The sequence below is a fragment of the Gluconacetobacter sp. genome (assembly GCF_047721585.1).
GTDB classification, from domain to species: domain Bacteria; phylum Pseudomonadota; class Alphaproteobacteria; order Acetobacterales; family Acetobacteraceae; genus Gluconacetobacter; species Gluconacetobacter dulcium.
Window position 1 is genome coordinate 1 of record NZ_JBDNXE010000099.1, and the last position, 15,841, is coordinate 15,841.

At 65.5% G+C, this 15,841-nt stretch carries 10 protein-coding genes and 1 pseudogene; 7 read left to right on the forward strand and 4 right to left on the reverse strand.

What is annotated here, in order from left to right:
* Nucleotides 1-127: 127 nt before the first annotated feature.
* Together ABF821_RS15530 and miaB are read right to left on the reverse strand one after the other, a co-directional pair.
* Entirely contained in the window at nt 128-1,216 is a 1,089-nt protein-coding gene (locus ABF821_RS15530; RefSeq protein ID WP_415530654.1) for a PhoH family protein, read from the reverse strand.
* 83 nt (nt 1,217-1,299) lie between these two features.
* Entirely contained in the window at nt 1,300-2,733 is a 1,434-nt protein-coding gene (gene miaB, locus ABF821_RS15535) for a tRNA (N6-isopentenyl adenosine(37)-C2)-methylthiotransferase MiaB (RefSeq protein WP_415530651.1), read from the reverse strand.
* Nucleotides 2,734-3,228: 495 nt separating this feature from the next.
* Here miaB and ABF821_RS15540 point away from each other — a divergent pair, with 495 nt between their 5' ends.
* The 4 genes from ABF821_RS15540 to ABF821_RS15555 all read left to right on the forward strand — a co-directional run bounded on the left by ABF821_RS15540 (nt 3,229) and on the right by ABF821_RS15555 (nt 11,844).
* Nucleotides 3,229-5,118 carry an autotransporter assembly complex protein TamA gene (locus ABF821_RS15540; RefSeq protein WP_415530655.1) on the forward strand — a complete coding sequence of 630 codons (1,890 nt, stop codon included), beginning with the start codon at nt 3,229-3,231 and terminating at the stop codon, nt 5,116-5,118.
* Nucleotides 5,118-9,359 (forward strand): translocation/assembly module TamB domain-containing protein, encoded by a 4,242-nt coding sequence (locus ABF821_RS15545; protein ID WP_415530653.1) that lies wholly within the window; start codon nt 5,118-5,120, stop codon nt 9,357-9,359. Before ABF821_RS15540 ends, ABF821_RS15545 begins: the two co-directional genes overlap by 1 nt.
* A 180-nt stretch (nt 9,360-9,539) precedes the next feature.
* A complete protein-coding gene (locus ABF821_RS15550; RefSeq protein WP_182973065.1) occupies nt 9,540-10,706 on the forward strand; it encodes a nucleotide sugar dehydrogenase in 1,167 nt (388 codons plus the stop codon).
* Between the two features lie 157 nt (nt 10,707-10,863).
* Nucleotides 10,864-11,844 carry a sterol desaturase family protein gene (locus ABF821_RS15555; protein WP_182973066.1) on the forward strand — a complete coding sequence of 327 codons (981 nt, stop codon included), beginning with the start codon at nt 10,864-10,866 and terminating at the stop codon, nt 11,842-11,844.
* A 57-nt stretch (nt 11,845-11,901) separates the two neighbouring features.
* Here ABF821_RS15555 and ABF821_RS15560 read toward each other — a convergent pair whose 3' ends face one another.
* Both ABF821_RS15560 and ABF821_RS15565 read right to left on the reverse strand, forming a co-directional pair.
* Nucleotides 11,902-12,492 (reverse strand): CarD family transcriptional regulator, encoded by a 591-nt coding sequence (locus ABF821_RS15560; RefSeq protein ID WP_114727028.1) that lies wholly within the window; start codon nt 12,490-12,492, stop codon nt 11,902-11,904.
* A 168-nt stretch (nt 12,493-12,660) separates the two neighbouring features.
* Nucleotides 12,661-13,536: a bestrophin family protein gene (locus ABF821_RS15565; protein ID WP_182973067.1), complete on the reverse strand. Its 876-nt coding sequence runs from the start codon at nt 13,534-13,536 to the stop codon at nt 12,661-12,663.
* Between the two features lie 253 nt (nt 13,537-13,789).
* On the opposite strand from ABF821_RS15565, the pseudogene ABF821_RS15570 reads away from it, so the two are divergent.
* The 3 genes and pseudogenes from ABF821_RS15570 to ABF821_RS15580 form a co-directional block, all read left to right on the forward strand.
* A pseudogene (locus tag ABF821_RS15570) lies at nt 13,790-14,044 on the forward strand (S-(hydroxymethyl)glutathione dehydrogenase); the annotation flags it as partial.
* A gap of 2 nt (nt 14,045-14,046) precedes the next feature.
* Nucleotides 14,047-14,895 carry an S-formylglutathione hydrolase gene (gene fghA / locus ABF821_RS15575; RefSeq protein WP_182973068.1) on the forward strand — a complete coding sequence of 283 codons (849 nt, stop codon included), beginning with the start codon at nt 14,047-14,049 and terminating at the stop codon, nt 14,893-14,895.
* A 14-nt stretch (nt 14,896-14,909) separates the two neighbouring features.
* Nucleotides 14,910-15,707 (forward strand): ribonuclease T2 family protein, encoded by a 798-nt coding sequence (locus ABF821_RS15580; protein ID WP_182973069.1) that lies wholly within the window; start codon nt 14,910-14,912, stop codon nt 15,705-15,707.
* Nucleotides 15,708-15,841: the final 134 nt, after the last annotated feature.

The following is a 15,841-nucleotide window of genomic DNA, read 5'->3' on the forward strand; positions in this document are numbered from 1 at the left end:
CCAGCGCGCAGCGGCTACTTTCCGTGGCAATTCGGGGGGGCCCTGCGCCTGGGGGTAGTGTGGGCGGGGGGCCATTTCGGCCGCCGGCGGTCTTATAACGTCCCCGTCCGTTTCGGCGGGGCGTTTGCTACTTCGCGGTTCCATTGTTCTCCCGGCGCGCCCTGCTGCGGGACATGTCCCGTTCGGCCGCCGCTCGCTGATCATAGGCGTCCACGATGCGCGCGACCAGCGGGTGTCGCACCACGTCGTGGGACTCGAAACGCATGATACCGATTCCCGGCAATCCTTCCAGCGTGTCCACCGCGTCACGCAGACCAGATGTCACGCCATTGGGCAGGTCGACCTGACTCAGGTCGCCGGTCACCACCATGCGGGTGCCGCTGCCCATGCGGGTCAGGAACATCTTCATCTGCGCGGCGGTGGTGTTCTGCGCCTCGTCGAGGATGACGAAGCTGTGCGCCAGCGTGCGGCCGCGCATGAAGGCCAGCGGCGCGACCTCGATCTCGCCCGTGCCCATGCGGCGCACCACCTGGTCGCCGGGCATCATGTCGTGCAGCGCGTCGTAGAGCGGGCGCAGATAGGGGTCGATCTTCTCCTTGAGGTCGCCGGGCAGGAAGCCCAGCCGCTCGCCCGCCTCGACGGCCGGGCGCGAAAGCACGATCCGGTCGACCTGGCCGGCCTGGAGCATCGCCACGGCCTGCGCGACCGCCAGATAAGTCTTGCCGGTGCCGGCAGGCCCGATGCCGAAGACCATTTCGGTCTGTGCCAGCATTTCCATATAGCTCGCCTGGCCCGCCGAACGGGGGGCGATGGCCCCCCGCTTGGTGCGGATGGCCGGCAGTTCCGCCAGCGGTACGCGCGGCGCCTCGGACAGAGATTTCGTTGTGCCGTGGGGCGCGGTGGCTTGGGTCATCCTGGTCCGTCCTTCGGCTGCCGGGCGCGGCATGGTGTGGTGGGCGGCGGCCATGCGGATCGCCGCGTCGATATCGGCGCTGTCCAGTTCGCCCCCGCCCCCTTGCAGGCGCTGATAGAGGCTGGCCAGGGCCGCCTGGGCGATTTCCACGCGGTCGGGGCTGCCATTGAGGGCGATACGGTTGCCCCGGCAGGACAGGCGGATACCGAATCCACGTTCGAGATGAAGCAGGTGACGGTCATGATCACCGACGAGCTGTGCCAGCAGGGCATTGTCGTCGAATTGCAGCGTGACCGTCCGCATCGCGGCGATGTCGGACGGGGCTTGATGATCGCGCGTCCGGGCGGGGCGCCGGCCGGGCAGAATCGCTGATACCGTCTGTTCTCTCAAGCGAAGGCTCTCTCCTGTATGAGGGTTCCACTCAGTGAGTTGGTGTATCGCTCCCGGATTTCGACCTGTGCGATATGCCCGATCAGCGCATCGGGCCCATCCACATGCACGGCTTGCAGATAGGGCGACCGGCCGGACAACTGTCCCGGCTTGCGCCCGTGGCCGGTAAACAGCACCGGAACCACGCGCCCCACCGTCCCGTCATTGAAGGCATCCTGCTGCGTGCGCAGCAGGGCCTGCAAAGCCTGAAGCCGTGCGTCCTTCACGTCCTCGGGCACCTGGAGCGGCGCGCCGGCGGCCGGGGTGCCCGGACGGGGGGAATATTTGAACGAGAACGCCTGCGCGAACCCGACATCGCGGATCAACTGCATCGTCGCCTCGAAATCCGCATCGCTCTCACCGGGATGACCGACGATGAAATCCGACGACAGGGCGATGTCCGGCCGCGCATCACGCAGGCGCAGGACGATGTCGCGATAGTCTGCGGCGGTATGCCCCCGGTTCATCGCGGCCAGGATCCGGTCCGACCCCGACTGCACCGGCAGGTGCAGGAACGGCATCAGCGCCGGCAGGTCGCGATGGGCGGCGATCAGCGCGTCGTCCATGTCGCGGGGATGCGACGTGGTATAACGGATGCGCGCCAACCCAGGAATCGCCGCCAGGGCTTCGGCCAGGCCCGCCAGCCCCCAGACCCGGCCATCCGGCCCTTCGCCGTGATAGCCGTTGACGTTCTGGCCCAGCAGCGTGATCTCGCGCGCGCCCGTTTCGACCAGGCGGCGGGCCTCGCGCAGCACGGACTCGACCGGGCGGCTGGATTCGGCTCCGCGCGTATAGGGCACGACGCAGAACGAGCAGAATTTGTCGCACCCTTCCTGGATGGTCAGGAAGGCCGTCAGGCCGCCCGGCGTCTGCGGGGCCTGGGCATCGGGCAGGAAATCGAATTTCTGCTCGGCCGGGAAATCGGTGTCGATGACGGCACCGGCCGCCCGTGCCGCCCGTGCGACCATCTCCGGCAGCCGGTGGTATGTCTGCGGGCCGAGCACGATATCGACGTAGGGCGCGCGGGCGAGGATTTCAGCGCCTTCGGCCTGGGCCACGCACCCGGCGACGGCCAGGATGGTGCGCTGTCCTTCGGCGGCACGGGTCTCCTTGACCAGGCGCAGGCGGCCGAGTTCGGAGAAGACCTTTTCCGCCGCCCGATCACGGATATGGCAGGTGTTCAGGATCACCATGTCGGCGGCGTCGGGCGCATCGACCGCCTGGTATCCCAGCGGACGCAGTACGTCGGTCATGCGCGCGCTGTCATACACATTCATCTGGCAACCCCACGTGATGACATGGAGGCCCTTTACCTCCCGGTCGGACTCCGTGGGGGGGCAGACAGAATGCTGGGTCACGATTGAAACTTCCTGGGCGCGCCGCCGGACCATCCCGCGCGGTCGCGGGAACACATCATATGCGCGGGGCGCCCGGTCAAGGGCACGAGCCGGAGCACTCGGGGCGTGACAGCGTCATCGTGCGGCAAACCTCCCTCACGCGGGGCGGGACGCGGCGGCGTCGTTACCTGTGCAATCAGGTAAAAATATGGGGCCTTTTGTCAAGGCAAGTTTCCGATTCCCGGACAAAACGCTTTGTGCGGGCTGCGCGGGCGGCCTGACATTGTTTTTTATCGTCTCGTCAAACGATCGCCTTATAAATGGGTTAGACGTGCCGCTCGGGGCGATGCGGCGTGTGAACGATGGAGCAGCCGGACCGTTGGATGGGATGCAGTACAGGAACGGGACAGGGATACATTGGCAGCGGTGCGGCGACGTCGGGTGATTGCACGGCGAAGAGCGAAGAGAGCGGATCGGCCGGAGCATCAGGGCTGGACCGCATGGAATGGCGCCCCCACGCGGCGGAGCGGCTTCGCCGTTGCCGGGGGTATGCTCGCGATTGCATTGTGCTGGCCGACCGACACCGTTCTCGGCGCCGACCCGCAGACCTACACCACCACCATCACGCCAACGGGTGAAGCGGAACTGGATGCCGCGATCAGCGCGTCATCCAGTCTGGTGTCTCTTCAGAAGACCCATGCCGTCAGCCCGTTCGCCCTGGCCGGCCGGATCCGCAACGATTACGGCCGGCTGCGCACCGCGCTGGAAAGCTACGGCTACTACGCCCCGGCGATCAAAATCACCGTAAGGTCGCGTGGCGACAAGAACGCGGCGACCGCTGCCCCGATGGACGGAACCGATCCGCAACTACCGGAATGGCTGCAGGCGATCCCCAAGGGGCAGGCCGTGCAGGTGACGATTACCCCGACCAGGGGCGAGATATTCCGCCTCGGCCGCGTGACGCTGGTGCGTGCATCCGGCGACGGAACCGGACCGGTGGTCCTGAACCCGCTCGAGACCAAGGCCCTGGGAGTGAAGTCCGGCCAGCCGGCCATCGCTTCCGACGTGCTGGCGGCGGCGGCGAGCCTGCAAACGGAGATGAAGGAAGAGGGGCACGCGCTGGCGCAGGTTGCCCCGCCGAAAGCGTGGCTGCGGCCGGAGACCCACACGCTGGATGTGGAATATACGGTGCGCAGCGGCCCGGTGGTGACCATCGGCGCGATCGGCCTCTCCGGCATGAAACGCACGCATCCGGCCTATATCGCACGGCGGATGACCATGCATCCCAACGACCTGTACCAGCCCTCGCGGATCGAAGCCGCCCGGCAGGATCTGGCCGGGCTGGGGGTGTTTTCCGATGTTCAGGTCAATGATGCGCCGCCGCTTTCAGCAGGCAACCAGATGCCGCTGTCGCTGGATTTCAAGGAAGGCAAGGTGCGGACCGTGGCCGTGCAGGGCGGCTATTCCACCGATCTGGGCGGACGCGGCGGCGTAAGCTGGACGCATCGCAACATCTTCGGCAATGCCGAGCGCCTGCGCCTGACGGCACTGGTGACGGGCCTGGGCGGATCGGCCCAGCAGGGGCTGGGCTACGATGTCTATGCCGACCTGATGAAGCCGGATTTCGGCTCCCGAGACCAGAATCTCAGCGTGCGGGTCGAGGGCATCCGCCAGCTTCTCTATTCCTACCGGCAGACGGCGCTGCTGGTGCGGGCGGGCGTGGTGCGCAGATTGGGCCAGCGCTGGACCGTCTCGTTCGAAGGGCAGGCGGAACAGGAACAGATCGAACAGATGGGGTTGGTGAACGATTACACGATCATCTCGCTCCCCCTGGGGGCGACCTATGACAGCACCGGCCTGAGCAACCCGATCGACCCGGCCACGCATGGTGTGCGGCTGGCCGCCAGCGTGACGCCATCGGCATCGCTGATCAATGGAACATCGTTCTTCACCATCATGCAGGCGAACGCCTCGACCTATTTCGACCTGACGCATCTCGGCATTTCACGTCCCGGCCGCAGCATCATCGCGGTGCGGGGGATCGTTGGCAGCGTGCAGGGGGCCTCGACCTTCGATATCCCACCCGACCAGCGCCTGTATGCCGGCGGCAGCGCCACCGTACGCGGGTTCCGTTACCAAGGTGTCGGGCCGCAATTCCCGGGCAGCAAATATGCCATCGGCGGCACCTCGATGGATGCGGGATCGGTGGAATTCCGCCAGCGCTTCTTCCGCAGTTTCGGCGGGGCGCTGTTTGCCGATGCGGGGCAGGTCGGCACCGGCAGCCGGCCGTTTCAGGGCACGCTGCGGGTCGGGGCGGGTGCCGGCGTGCGGTACTATACGCCCATCGGCCCGGTACGCGTGGATATCGCCGTGCCGCTCAACCGACCGAAGCGCGGCGATACGTGGGAACTCTATCTCGGTCTGGGGGAAACCTTCTGATGATGCAGGAGACTCCGCCCCCCTCCGCCGGGCGCGGGCGGCGCTGGCCCCGGATCGTCGCCTGGACCCTTGGCCTGCTGGTCGGCGTGCCGCTGGCGGTCGTCGTGCTGGGCGTGGTGGCCATCCTGATCGTGGCCAATACGGGCTGGGGCCGCCATACCATTGCCCGCCAGACGGCCGAACTGACGGACGGTGCCGTGACGCTGGACGGCATTTCGGGCCGTTTCCCCGACGCGCTGCGCATCGCCCGGATCAACCTCAACGATCGCCAGGGAACGTGGCTCTCGATCGAGGGGCTGGAACTGGACTGGCGGCCGACCCATCTGCTGGCCCGACAGGCGCGTGTCGATCGGCTGTCTATTGCGCGGCTGGCCATTCCGCGCCTCCAGGTGGAAAGCGGTACGAAGTCCACCGAGAGCAGCAATGGCAGCAGTTTCGACCTGGGGATCGACCTGCGCGCCGTCCATGTCGGACGGATCGAGGTCGGTGCCGCCATCGCGGGCAGCGATGCCGCATTCTCGCTCGACGGCAATGCGCGTCTTTCTCATCTCGCACCGGTGCTGGATGGGCTCAGCGTGGCGACGCTCCCCACGGCCGCGATCGACCTGAACCTGAAGCGTCTAGATCGCGTCGGGACCCTGGCCCTGCGGACACAGATCGTGCCGGGGCGCCTCGGACTGCATCTGACGGCGGACGAAGGGCCGGGCGGCTTCGCCAGCGCATCGGGCCTGGAAACGCTTGATCCATTGCATCTGGCGCTCGACCTCGATGGCCCGAGGAACGCGAACACCCTGGCGTTCACGCTGAAATCTGGGAGTATATCTTCCAATATCAATGGAATAATTGATTTTATAAATGTAAAATCGAAACTCTCCATCACGGCGCGTGCGCCTCGTATGACCGTGCGTGACGGGATCGGCTGGCAGGCTCTCGCCCTGGATGCGCACCTGTCGGGCGATGTGCATCATCCAGTCGGCGAAGGCCATCTGACGCTCGACCAGCCGATGGCGGCAGGGGTGACAGCCGACCGGATCGCGGTCGATTTCGAGGGACATGAGGCGACCGGCGGCCAGCCGTCGGATGCCCACCTGCATGCCGCGGTCAACGCGCTGTCGATCCCAGGCAGTCATCCCGCCCTGTTCGCCGCCGCGCCGCTGACGCTGGATCTGTCCCTGCATCCCGACGACGCGGGTTGGCCGCTGGATGTGCGACTGGATCACACGCTGCTGCATCTGGCGGGGCAGGTGATGACGGCAACGCCATCGCATGGAACATTCGATCTCGACGTGCCGGCGCTGGCGCCCCTCGCGCGTGCGGGCGGGACCGATCTGGAGGGCCACCTTGGCCTGCATGGCGCGTTTGCGATGCCCGTACGGCCCGGCGACGCGATGACGCTGGCGCTGGATGGCCCGCTGGCGATTACCGGGGGCCTTCGGCAGGCGGTGTCGCTGATCGGAGCCGATGGCAAACTCTCTCTGCGCGCGTCCATGCTGAGCGCGGTGGGCGACCATCCCGGTCTTCTGCGGATCGACCGGCTGGCGCTGGACGGGCAGGCCGTGCATCTGGCGGTGTCGGGCAGCCGGTCGGCCGCTCCGGCGGCGGACCCGGTCACGGGCGGAAAGACCGGCGCCGCGATCGATGCGACCGCGAAACTGGCGATCGACGATATGCAGCGTGCGTCACCGGCCATGCGGGGGCAGGCGGGGCTGACGCTGGCGATCAACGGGCCGATGACCGACTTCTCGGCCACCGCGCATCTCGAAGGGCAACTGGGCACGAAAGATATGCCGCCCGGACCGCTCATGCTGGACGCCGTCTTTCATCATCTGCCCACCCATCCGCAGGGCACCCTCATGGCCAAGGGGACCGTGGACGCCGCCCCGCTGTCGATCGCCGCCGATCTGGAACAGGACCCGCAGGGGCGGCGAACCATCGACCTGGCGCGCCTGGACTGGAAAAGCCTGTCGGGCAGCGGGCATCTGGTGCTGAACCCGCATCGGGTCACGCCGCTCGGCACGCTGGACGTAAAGATGGACCGGCTGGCCGATCTGTCGCGTCTGGCGGGCCAGCCGGTATCCGGCTCGCTGAAGGCGTCGATCCGCACATCCGATCCTGCCTCCGACGACGGACCGAACGCGAAGCCGCCGGTCGTGACGGTGGCGGTCGACGGCACGCTGGCCAGTGCGCAGGCGCGGCTGCGCAACCTGTCTCTGGCCGGAACCGTGACCGACCCGCTGGGAACGACGCTGACCGACATGACATTGCGGCTGGACGGGGTATCGGCGCCCAATGTGGCGGGTGATGTCCGGCTGACGGCGCGCGGACCGCGCGATGCAATGGCGATCGGCGCCAATGCGACGTTCCAGGCCCTGGCCGGTGCTCCGGCGGCGCTGGCCACCACCCTGGTCGTGGATACGCCGGCGCAGTCGGTCGCCATCCGCTCGCTGGAAGCCAATGCCAGGGGAGAGGCGGTCCGGCTGACGGCGCCGGCGCGGATCGGGTTCGGCAAGGCGATCGGCGTCGATCACCTGCGCCTGACGCTGGCGCCCCCCGGCGTGGTGCCGGCCCGCATCGACGTGGCGGGTACCGTGAAACCGGCACTGGACCTGACGGCGACGGTTGATAATCTGACGCCCGCCATCGCCCGACCTTTCATGCCGTCGCTCAGGGCAGACGGGACGATCAGTGCCCGGGCCAAGCTGCGCGGTACAACGGCCAGACCCGAGGGTACGGTCAGCGTCACGGCGCGGGGACTGACCTATCACAGCGATTTCAGCGGCGCGCTGCCACCGCTGAACCTGGACGCGACGGCGCAATTGTCGGGCGCTCAGGCACGGGTCGATGCCACGGCGCATGCCGGATCTCTGCTCGACCTTGCGGTGAAGGGAACGGTGCCCACCGGCTCGGCCGGCACCATAGGGGTGCAGGCCGACGGCCATGTCGATCTTTCAGCGGCCAATGCCTATCTCGGCGCGCAGGGGCGGCAGGTCGAGGGGATCGCTCGCCTGTCCATCGCCCTTCGCGGTACGCTGTCGGCGCCGAAGGCGTCGGGAACCGTGACCCTGACCGGCGGTCAGGTGCATGATTATGCTCAGGGAATCCAGCTTTCGAACATGAAGGGAACGATCATCGCGCAGGATGATCGGCTGACGATCGACAATCTGTCGGCCACGGCCGGGCCGGGCAGTATCGGTGTCAGCGGAACGCTGGGGGCCTTCCAGCCGGGCCTGCCCATCGATCTGCGGATCACGGCGAAGAACGCCCGCCCTCTGGCCAGCGATCTGGTCACGGCGCAAATCAACGCGGACATGACCGTCAAGGGCGCGCTGGCTTCCCGTATCGACGTGGCGGGGCAGGTCGTCATCCCGCATGCCGAGATCAATATTCCCAGTTCATTGCCGCCATCGATCGCGACCCTGGATGTGATCCGCCCCGGCGACAAGCCGCCGCCATCCGATGCCGAGAAGGCCGACAGGTTCATGGTCGGGCTCGATGTCACCGCATCCTCGCCGGGCCGGATGTTCGTACGGGGGCATGGGCTGGACGCCGAAATGAGCGGCCGGCTGCATGTCGGCGGAACGGCCGATGCCCCCGACATCGCCGGTGGGTTTACGATGCGGCGCGGCAGTTTCAACCTGGGCGGAGTGTCGCTGGAATTCACGAAGGGCCGGGTGGCCTTCAACGGTTCGGGCGTGACTCAGGCGATCGACCCCACGCTGGATTTCGAAGCCGAACGTGCGACCGCCGCCGGCACGGCGAAGCTGATCGTCGGCGGCTACGCCAGCGCGCCCAAGATCAGTTTTTCCTCCACGCCGCCGCTGTCGCAGGACCAGATCATGGCGATCCTGCTGTTCGGCACCGATGCGCAATCGCTTTCGACCACACAGATGGCCGAGATGGCGGCGGCCGTCGCGACCCTGACCGGCGGATCGGCCTTCGATCCGCTGGGCAAGGTGCGCAGCACGCTGGGGCTGGACCGGCTGCAACTGACCGGCGGATCGGGCGTCGGCAAGGGCAACGGCACCAGCGTGGAGGCGGGCAAATATGTGATGCGCGGCGTTTATGTCGGTGCGAAACAGGCCACCAGCGGGTCGGGCACGCAGGCGCAGGTCCAGGTCGACCTGACACGCCGCCTGAAGCTGAACACCACCGTGGGCACCGGCGGCAACGTCACCGGCTTTACCACCCCGGAGAATGATCCCGGCAGCAGCATCGGCCTGTCCTATCAGTTCAATTATTGAGGGTATGGACCCGTCGGGACATCGGCATCGCGGGTCGTCCGTCATGCCGGTCGATGAGCCGCGCCTGGGCATCACCGACCGAAAGCCCTATTCCGAGGCGCGTCGGCAAGAGTACTATGGCCGAAAGACAGGATTCGTCTGCCCCGGCAATTCTCATGATTGCTATGAATTGAGGACTTGATGAAAATAGCGGTTGCGGGTCTCGGCTATGTCGGTTTGTCGAACGCCATTCTCCTCGCGCAACACCATGACGTAACGGCGGTCGATATCAGTTCCGCGCGCGTCGAGAAGGTGAACGCGCGCATTTCGCCGCTCATCGACAAGGAAATCGAGGATTTCCTCACCAATGCACGGCTTTCGCTGAAGGCGACGTCTGATCCGGTCGCGGCGTATCGCGATGCGGATTTCGTCATCGTCGCCACCCCCACGAATTACGATATAGAGACCAGCCACTTCGACACGTCCTCCGTGGAGGCTGTGGTCTCGGATGTCATCGCGCTGAACAGATCCGCGACGATCGTCATCAAATCGACGATCCCGGTGGGCTTCATCGAGGGCCTTCGCGCGCGAATGGAGACCGACCAGGTGATCTTTTCGCCCGAATTCCTGCGGGAAGGCCGTGCGCTATACGATAATCTGCATCCCTCGCGAATCATCGTGGGCGAGCGTAGCGAACGCGCCCGCGTCTTCGCGGATCTGCTGATCGAAGGAGCCGTGGAGAAGGATATCCCCGTCCTCCTGACCGACCCCTCCGAAGCCGAGGCCATCAAGCTCTTCGCGAATACCTATCTCGCGTTGCGCGTGGCCTTCTTTAACGAACTCGACAGCTATGCTCTCGCCCGTGCCCTGGACCCGCGCCAGATCATCGACGGTGTCTGCCTCGATCCACGGATCGGGCAGCATTACAACAATCCCTCCCTGGGTTATGGCGGCTACTGCCTGCCCAAGGATACCAAGCAGCTTCTCGCCAATTACGATCAGGTCCCGCAGAACCTGATCTCGGCGGTGGTCGATGCGAACCGTACCCGCAAGGACTTCCTCGCAGAGCGGATCATCGCGATGAAGCCCACCATTGTCGGTATCTATCGGCTGGTGATGAAGGCCGGCTCGGACAATTTCCGGCAGAGTTCGATCCAGGGGATCATGAAACGCATCAAGGCCAAGGGGATCGAAGTCATCGTCTACGAACCCAGTATGCAGGATGACCGCTTTTTCGGTTCGCGCGTTGTACACGATCTTGCAGAGTTCAAGGCGCTGAGCGACGTGATCGTGGCGAATCGCCGCACCAGGGACCTCGCCGATGTCGATGGCAAGGTTTTCACACGCGATGTCTTCGGTGCGGACTGAACCGCGCGGGAAGGACTATCGAGGGAACGGGACCGCGTCTTTCGCCCGTGAGCCGGCCGGGATTCGGCGCCAGGCAGGCTTGCTGTTTTAAGGACGGAGTTGTTGTGTCTGTTGTAACAGACTATGCGAGGTCGCCTATGACGACAGGGGGATGGAGATGATCGATCCGTTTTCATGGCTTGCCGGATGGATCCAGGAAAACTGGCTGATCCCGATCCTGTACCATTTCGGGTGGATGGAGTGGGAGGACACATCCTTCCTCTGGGCGATGTTTGCGATCTACGGCGTATTGCAGGTCGTGCTGAACCTTGCGATCTGCATGCCGCTGGAACGGTTCTGGCCCCTGCGGCAATGGGAGAACCGCGACAATGTGACCATGGACATCGTCTATACCCTGATCGCGCGCATCGGCCTGTTTCCGCTGGTGACGTTCTTCGGCTTCTACGAAATCCAGACCTGGTTGAACGGGATCCTGACCGACCATGGCTATATTCCGCCGACGCTGGAAAGCGTGTTTCCACGCCTGATGGACTGGCCGATCGTCACGTTCTTCCTGTACGCGGTGATCCTGGATTTCGCCGAATATGTTCGCCACCGATTGTCGCATGTCTTCGGCTGGTGGTACGGGTTGCACGCCCTGCATCACGCCCAGACGCAGATGACCTTCTGGTCGGATGACCGGAATCATCTGCTCGACGATGTCACGTCCTATGTCTGGGCGATTGCCGTCGGGCTGCTGATCGGCGTGCCGCCGCTGCAATTCCCGCTGCTGATCCTGTTCCTGCGCCTGGTCGAAAGCCTGTCGCATGCCAATACGCGGGTCGGGTTCGGCTGGCTGGGTGAGCGGGTCCTGGTCTCTCCGCATTTCCACCGTGTGCATCACGGCCTGCGCTCCGCCGGCCGGCGCTCATGCAATTACGGCGCGGTCTTTCCCTGGTGGGACATGATGCTGGGAACGGCGAATTTCTCGCACAATGTGGTGGAAACCGGTGACCCGAAGGCCGAACCGGCACTGGTCAGCGGTGGCTGGCTGGCACAGCAGAAAGCGGGGCTGCTTCTGTCATGGCGTCTGGCGACCCGCCGCTGGCGGCGGGCCGAAACACGCTCGCCCGCAACCACGGGGCCGGGCGGAGCATGAACGGACAGTCTTGAAGGTTCCGGCCCCGACGGATGATGTCATCGGGGCCGGGTAGGATCAGGCAGCCTTCATCGCCGCCGTCAGGGATTCCAGGACCGCAGTCGGTTCCTTGCCTTCCAGCACGGCGACTTCGGCCACAAAGCGCTCCTGCGCCGCTTCGAACAGCTTGCGTTCGCTGAAGCTGCCATCCAGGCTGTCGACATTGCGGCGCAGGTCGCGCAGCACTTCGGCGATCTGGACCAGATCACCGGAATTGATCTTTTCCTGGTAAGCCACGGCGCGACGGGCCCACATGCCGCGGCTGACATGCGGCTTGCCCTTGATGATCGCCATGGCCTTGTCCACGATCTCGCGCGAGACGATCTTGCGCAGGCCGGCCTTGCGCGCCTTGGTCAGCGGAATGCGCAGCGTCATCTGGTTGCCGGGGAACGAAATCTGGATCATTTCCAGCTTGGTGCCCGCGATCTCGTCGATGCCGATGCGATCCACCCGTCCGACACCGTGGGCGGCGTAGACGATAGCATCGCCCTCGCGGAAGGGGTCTTCGTCCTTGACCTTGGTCTTCGCCTGTGCGGCAGTTGTAGCAGCGGCAGTGCGAGCCATTGCGTCGGTCACACCGCCCTTGGGGGTCGTTCTGAACATGCTCATTTGACTGGTTATATCACATTTTTCCCATTCTGTCTCGATCCTCGGATTGGGGTCGCCCTGCGAAACGCTCGGAGCCTGGCCGGAAATGCGGGCTGCGGAGCGGCCGTGAACACCGACGCGCGGCAAACGCGCGTCGGATCACCACCAGCGGCGGTTTCGGTCGTGCTCTCAGGATAGCACGCCACGCACCGGCGAGATCGGGCCTTCGACGGGGATATTGACCGGTTGCAGCAGGTCGATTTCGATCGTTCGGGCCATTGTCCGCATCGGCATGGCGTGGGGCGAATTGTCGAACGGATCCTGCAGGTCGCTGCCGATCTTGTCCAGCGCGACGAACAGCAGCCCGACCAGCGATGAGCCCAGTGGCGTGATCCACCCCAGGGTCTGCACCATCGACAGCGGCAGGAGGACGCAGAATATGTTGGCCACCAGCCGGGGAATCAGCGAAAACTGAATGGCCAGCGGCGTATTGCGAATGCGCTCCAGCCCCCCCTGGGCATTGGCCAGATCGGACAGGATACGGTCGATCTGGCCATGCACGGCACCGTCGATCTTCTGTCGCGCCACTTCCTCGTTCACCGCCAGTCCGATCTCGTAAAGGATGGCATTCGGCTGATTGTTCCGGCCGGCGATGGCTTTGCGCATCTCGGGGGGCAGCAGCCGCGCGATATCGCCCGAATCCTCCAGCCGGCCGAGTGCGCTGCGCAATGCGTAAGGATAGGCCGCCATGGCGCAGGCCAGATCTGGCCGACCGCCCAGCAGCGACCCGGCCTGCCGGCCGAACGAGCGGCAATTGTTCGTAATCGCGCCCCATAGCGTCCGTGCTTCCCACCACCGTCCGTAGGCCGCATTGTTACGCACGCTGAGAAACAGCACGACGGCCGAGCCGAGCAGGGACACCGGCAGGGTCGGCTGTTCCATCCAGTCCTGATGGAAGACCTGGAACATGACGACGACAAAAACGTCCCATGCCCCAAGGAACGCCAATGTCAGCAGGCTTTCGCGCATCAGGATGAATAATCCGATCCGCCGGTCGACGATCATTGATGTTTTCCCCCTCAGGACATGCTGAATGCGTGGCGCCGAATGCAGCCAACCAATCCCATACTGACCGCACGGCCGGGAAAGACAACAGTCTGAACGGAATGATGGATTTTGTGACAGTCAGGACATTCTCTGTCGCAAATCCGACGGGCGGCATTGACCCTTTTAGGGATGCCACCCTTTATGATGCGATAATTCCCATGCGCGATTCTGGAGAGGCACGATCATGGACGAAAGGGCGGCGATCGCGTCCGAGGCCGGTGCGGGGCAGGAAGTCAGCACCCGTCCATTCCAGCTTGCAACCGGCCGCCGCTGGATCGGCTCGGCCTTCGGCGGGGCGCATGGGCGCACCGAGGTGTCGAAGATCGCGGACTGGTACACGGACGGCAGGATCGACATCGACAGCCTGATCGCCCACACCCCGCCGCTGGCGAAGATCAACCAGGGCTTCGACATGATGACGGGCGGCGAGAGCATCCGCACCGTCGTCGCGTTCGTCGCGTTCTGAGCGTGGCGATCACCACCCGCGCCACCCATGCCTGCTGTGGCGGCACGCTCGGCTTCTACAGCCATCCCTCCGAGAGCCTGGGGCTGGAGGCGCGTTTCGCGGTCTTCGTGCCCGATGGCGCATCGGCGGCGGCCTCGGTGCCGGTCATCCACCTGCTGGCCGGACTGACCTGCACCGAGGAAACCTTCCTGATCAAGGCCAACGCGGTGCGTTTCGCGGCGGAATACCGGCTCGCACTGGTCGCGACGGACACGTCGCCCCGAGGGGCCGACATCGCCGGAGAGGACGACAGCTACGATTTCGGCAGCGGCGCGGGGTTCTACCTGGACGCGACGCAGGCGCCGTGGGCCGCCCATTACCGGATGGGCACCTACGTGGCCGAGGAACTGCCCGCGCTGACCGAGGCCAAACTCCCGCTGGACGGCTCGCGGCGTGGCATCATGGGGCATTCGATGGGTGGACACGGCGCGCTGGTGCATGCGCTGGGCGCGCCAGATCGCTGGAAATCGGTTTCGGCCTTCGCGCCGATCGTCCATCCGGCGGCGGTCCCGTGGGGTGAGAAGGCTTTCGCCGGTTATCTGGGGCCGGACCGCGCGACCTGGGCCGCCCATGATGCGACCCTCCTGCTGCAAGCGGGCCACACCCATCCGACGACCATCCTGGTGGACCAGGGCGAGGCGGACCAGTTCCTCGATGCGCAATTGCAGCCCTGGCATCTGGAGCAGGCCGCCAGGGCCGCCGGCCAGGAACTGATCCTGCGCCGTCACCCCGGTTACGATCATTCCTACTGGTTCATCCAGTCCTTCATCCAGGACCATCTGACCCACCACGCGGCGATCCTGCGCCGATAAAGCGAAAGAATGACATGACAATGGTTCATCGTGCGGCAAGCCACGCGCGCCTTGCGTTCGGCGGTTTCGTTCTGGCGGCCGGCATGGCCGCCTGCGCGCCGACGCCGGTTCCACCGACGCCCATGCCGGTGGCGGCCAGCGTGATCAGCCCGCCCGCGCACGGTGATTTCGGCCATTATACGCTGGCGCTGACCTGGCAGCCCGGCTTCTGCGCCAGCGGGCCAGGCTGCCAGCCCGACCAGCCGAAAGCGCCGCTGATCGGCCTGCATGGCCTGTGGGCATCACGCCCTCAGCCGCTCATAGCCCAGGGCGTGCCCCCGCAGCGCTGGTGGGCAGCCGGATGCGACATCTACCCCGAGCATGAGGCCGCCACCCCTCTGGCGGTCAGCAGCGAGACGAAGCAGGCGCTGGACCAGACCGTAGCGCATCTGCCGCATAGTCTGGTCGACCACGAATATCACAAGCATGTCCAATGTTTCGGCATCCCCGCCGAAACGTTTTTCCATACCGCGCTGGAAATGCGCACCGAGGTCGCGCAGTCCGATTTCGGCACCGCCCTGCGGGCGTGGCAGGGGCAGGTCGTGACCAGGGACGCGGTGATGCAGGCATTTCGTGGTGCGTTCCACACCGAAACGGACCGAGCCCTTCAGTTGCGCTGCGAGCATGACCATGCCGGCCGTGAGGTGCTGACCCAGCTCTGGTTCACCCTGAAACGCGAGCGGGTGGCCGATTTCCCACGGGCCAGCGCGTTCTTCCGTGCGCCCGAAGCGCAGGACAATTGCCCCGCGCGGTTCCTCGTTCCGGGCTGGTGAGGCCGCGCGGCTGACCGAAAACTGCCGCTACCGGGCCAAGGGCGGGCCCGGAGGCGCCCCGTTCCACCCACCCCAATTACACCCCGAGGTTGTCGGACAAACCCCGGCGGGAGCGAGATAACAAGGACACCCCC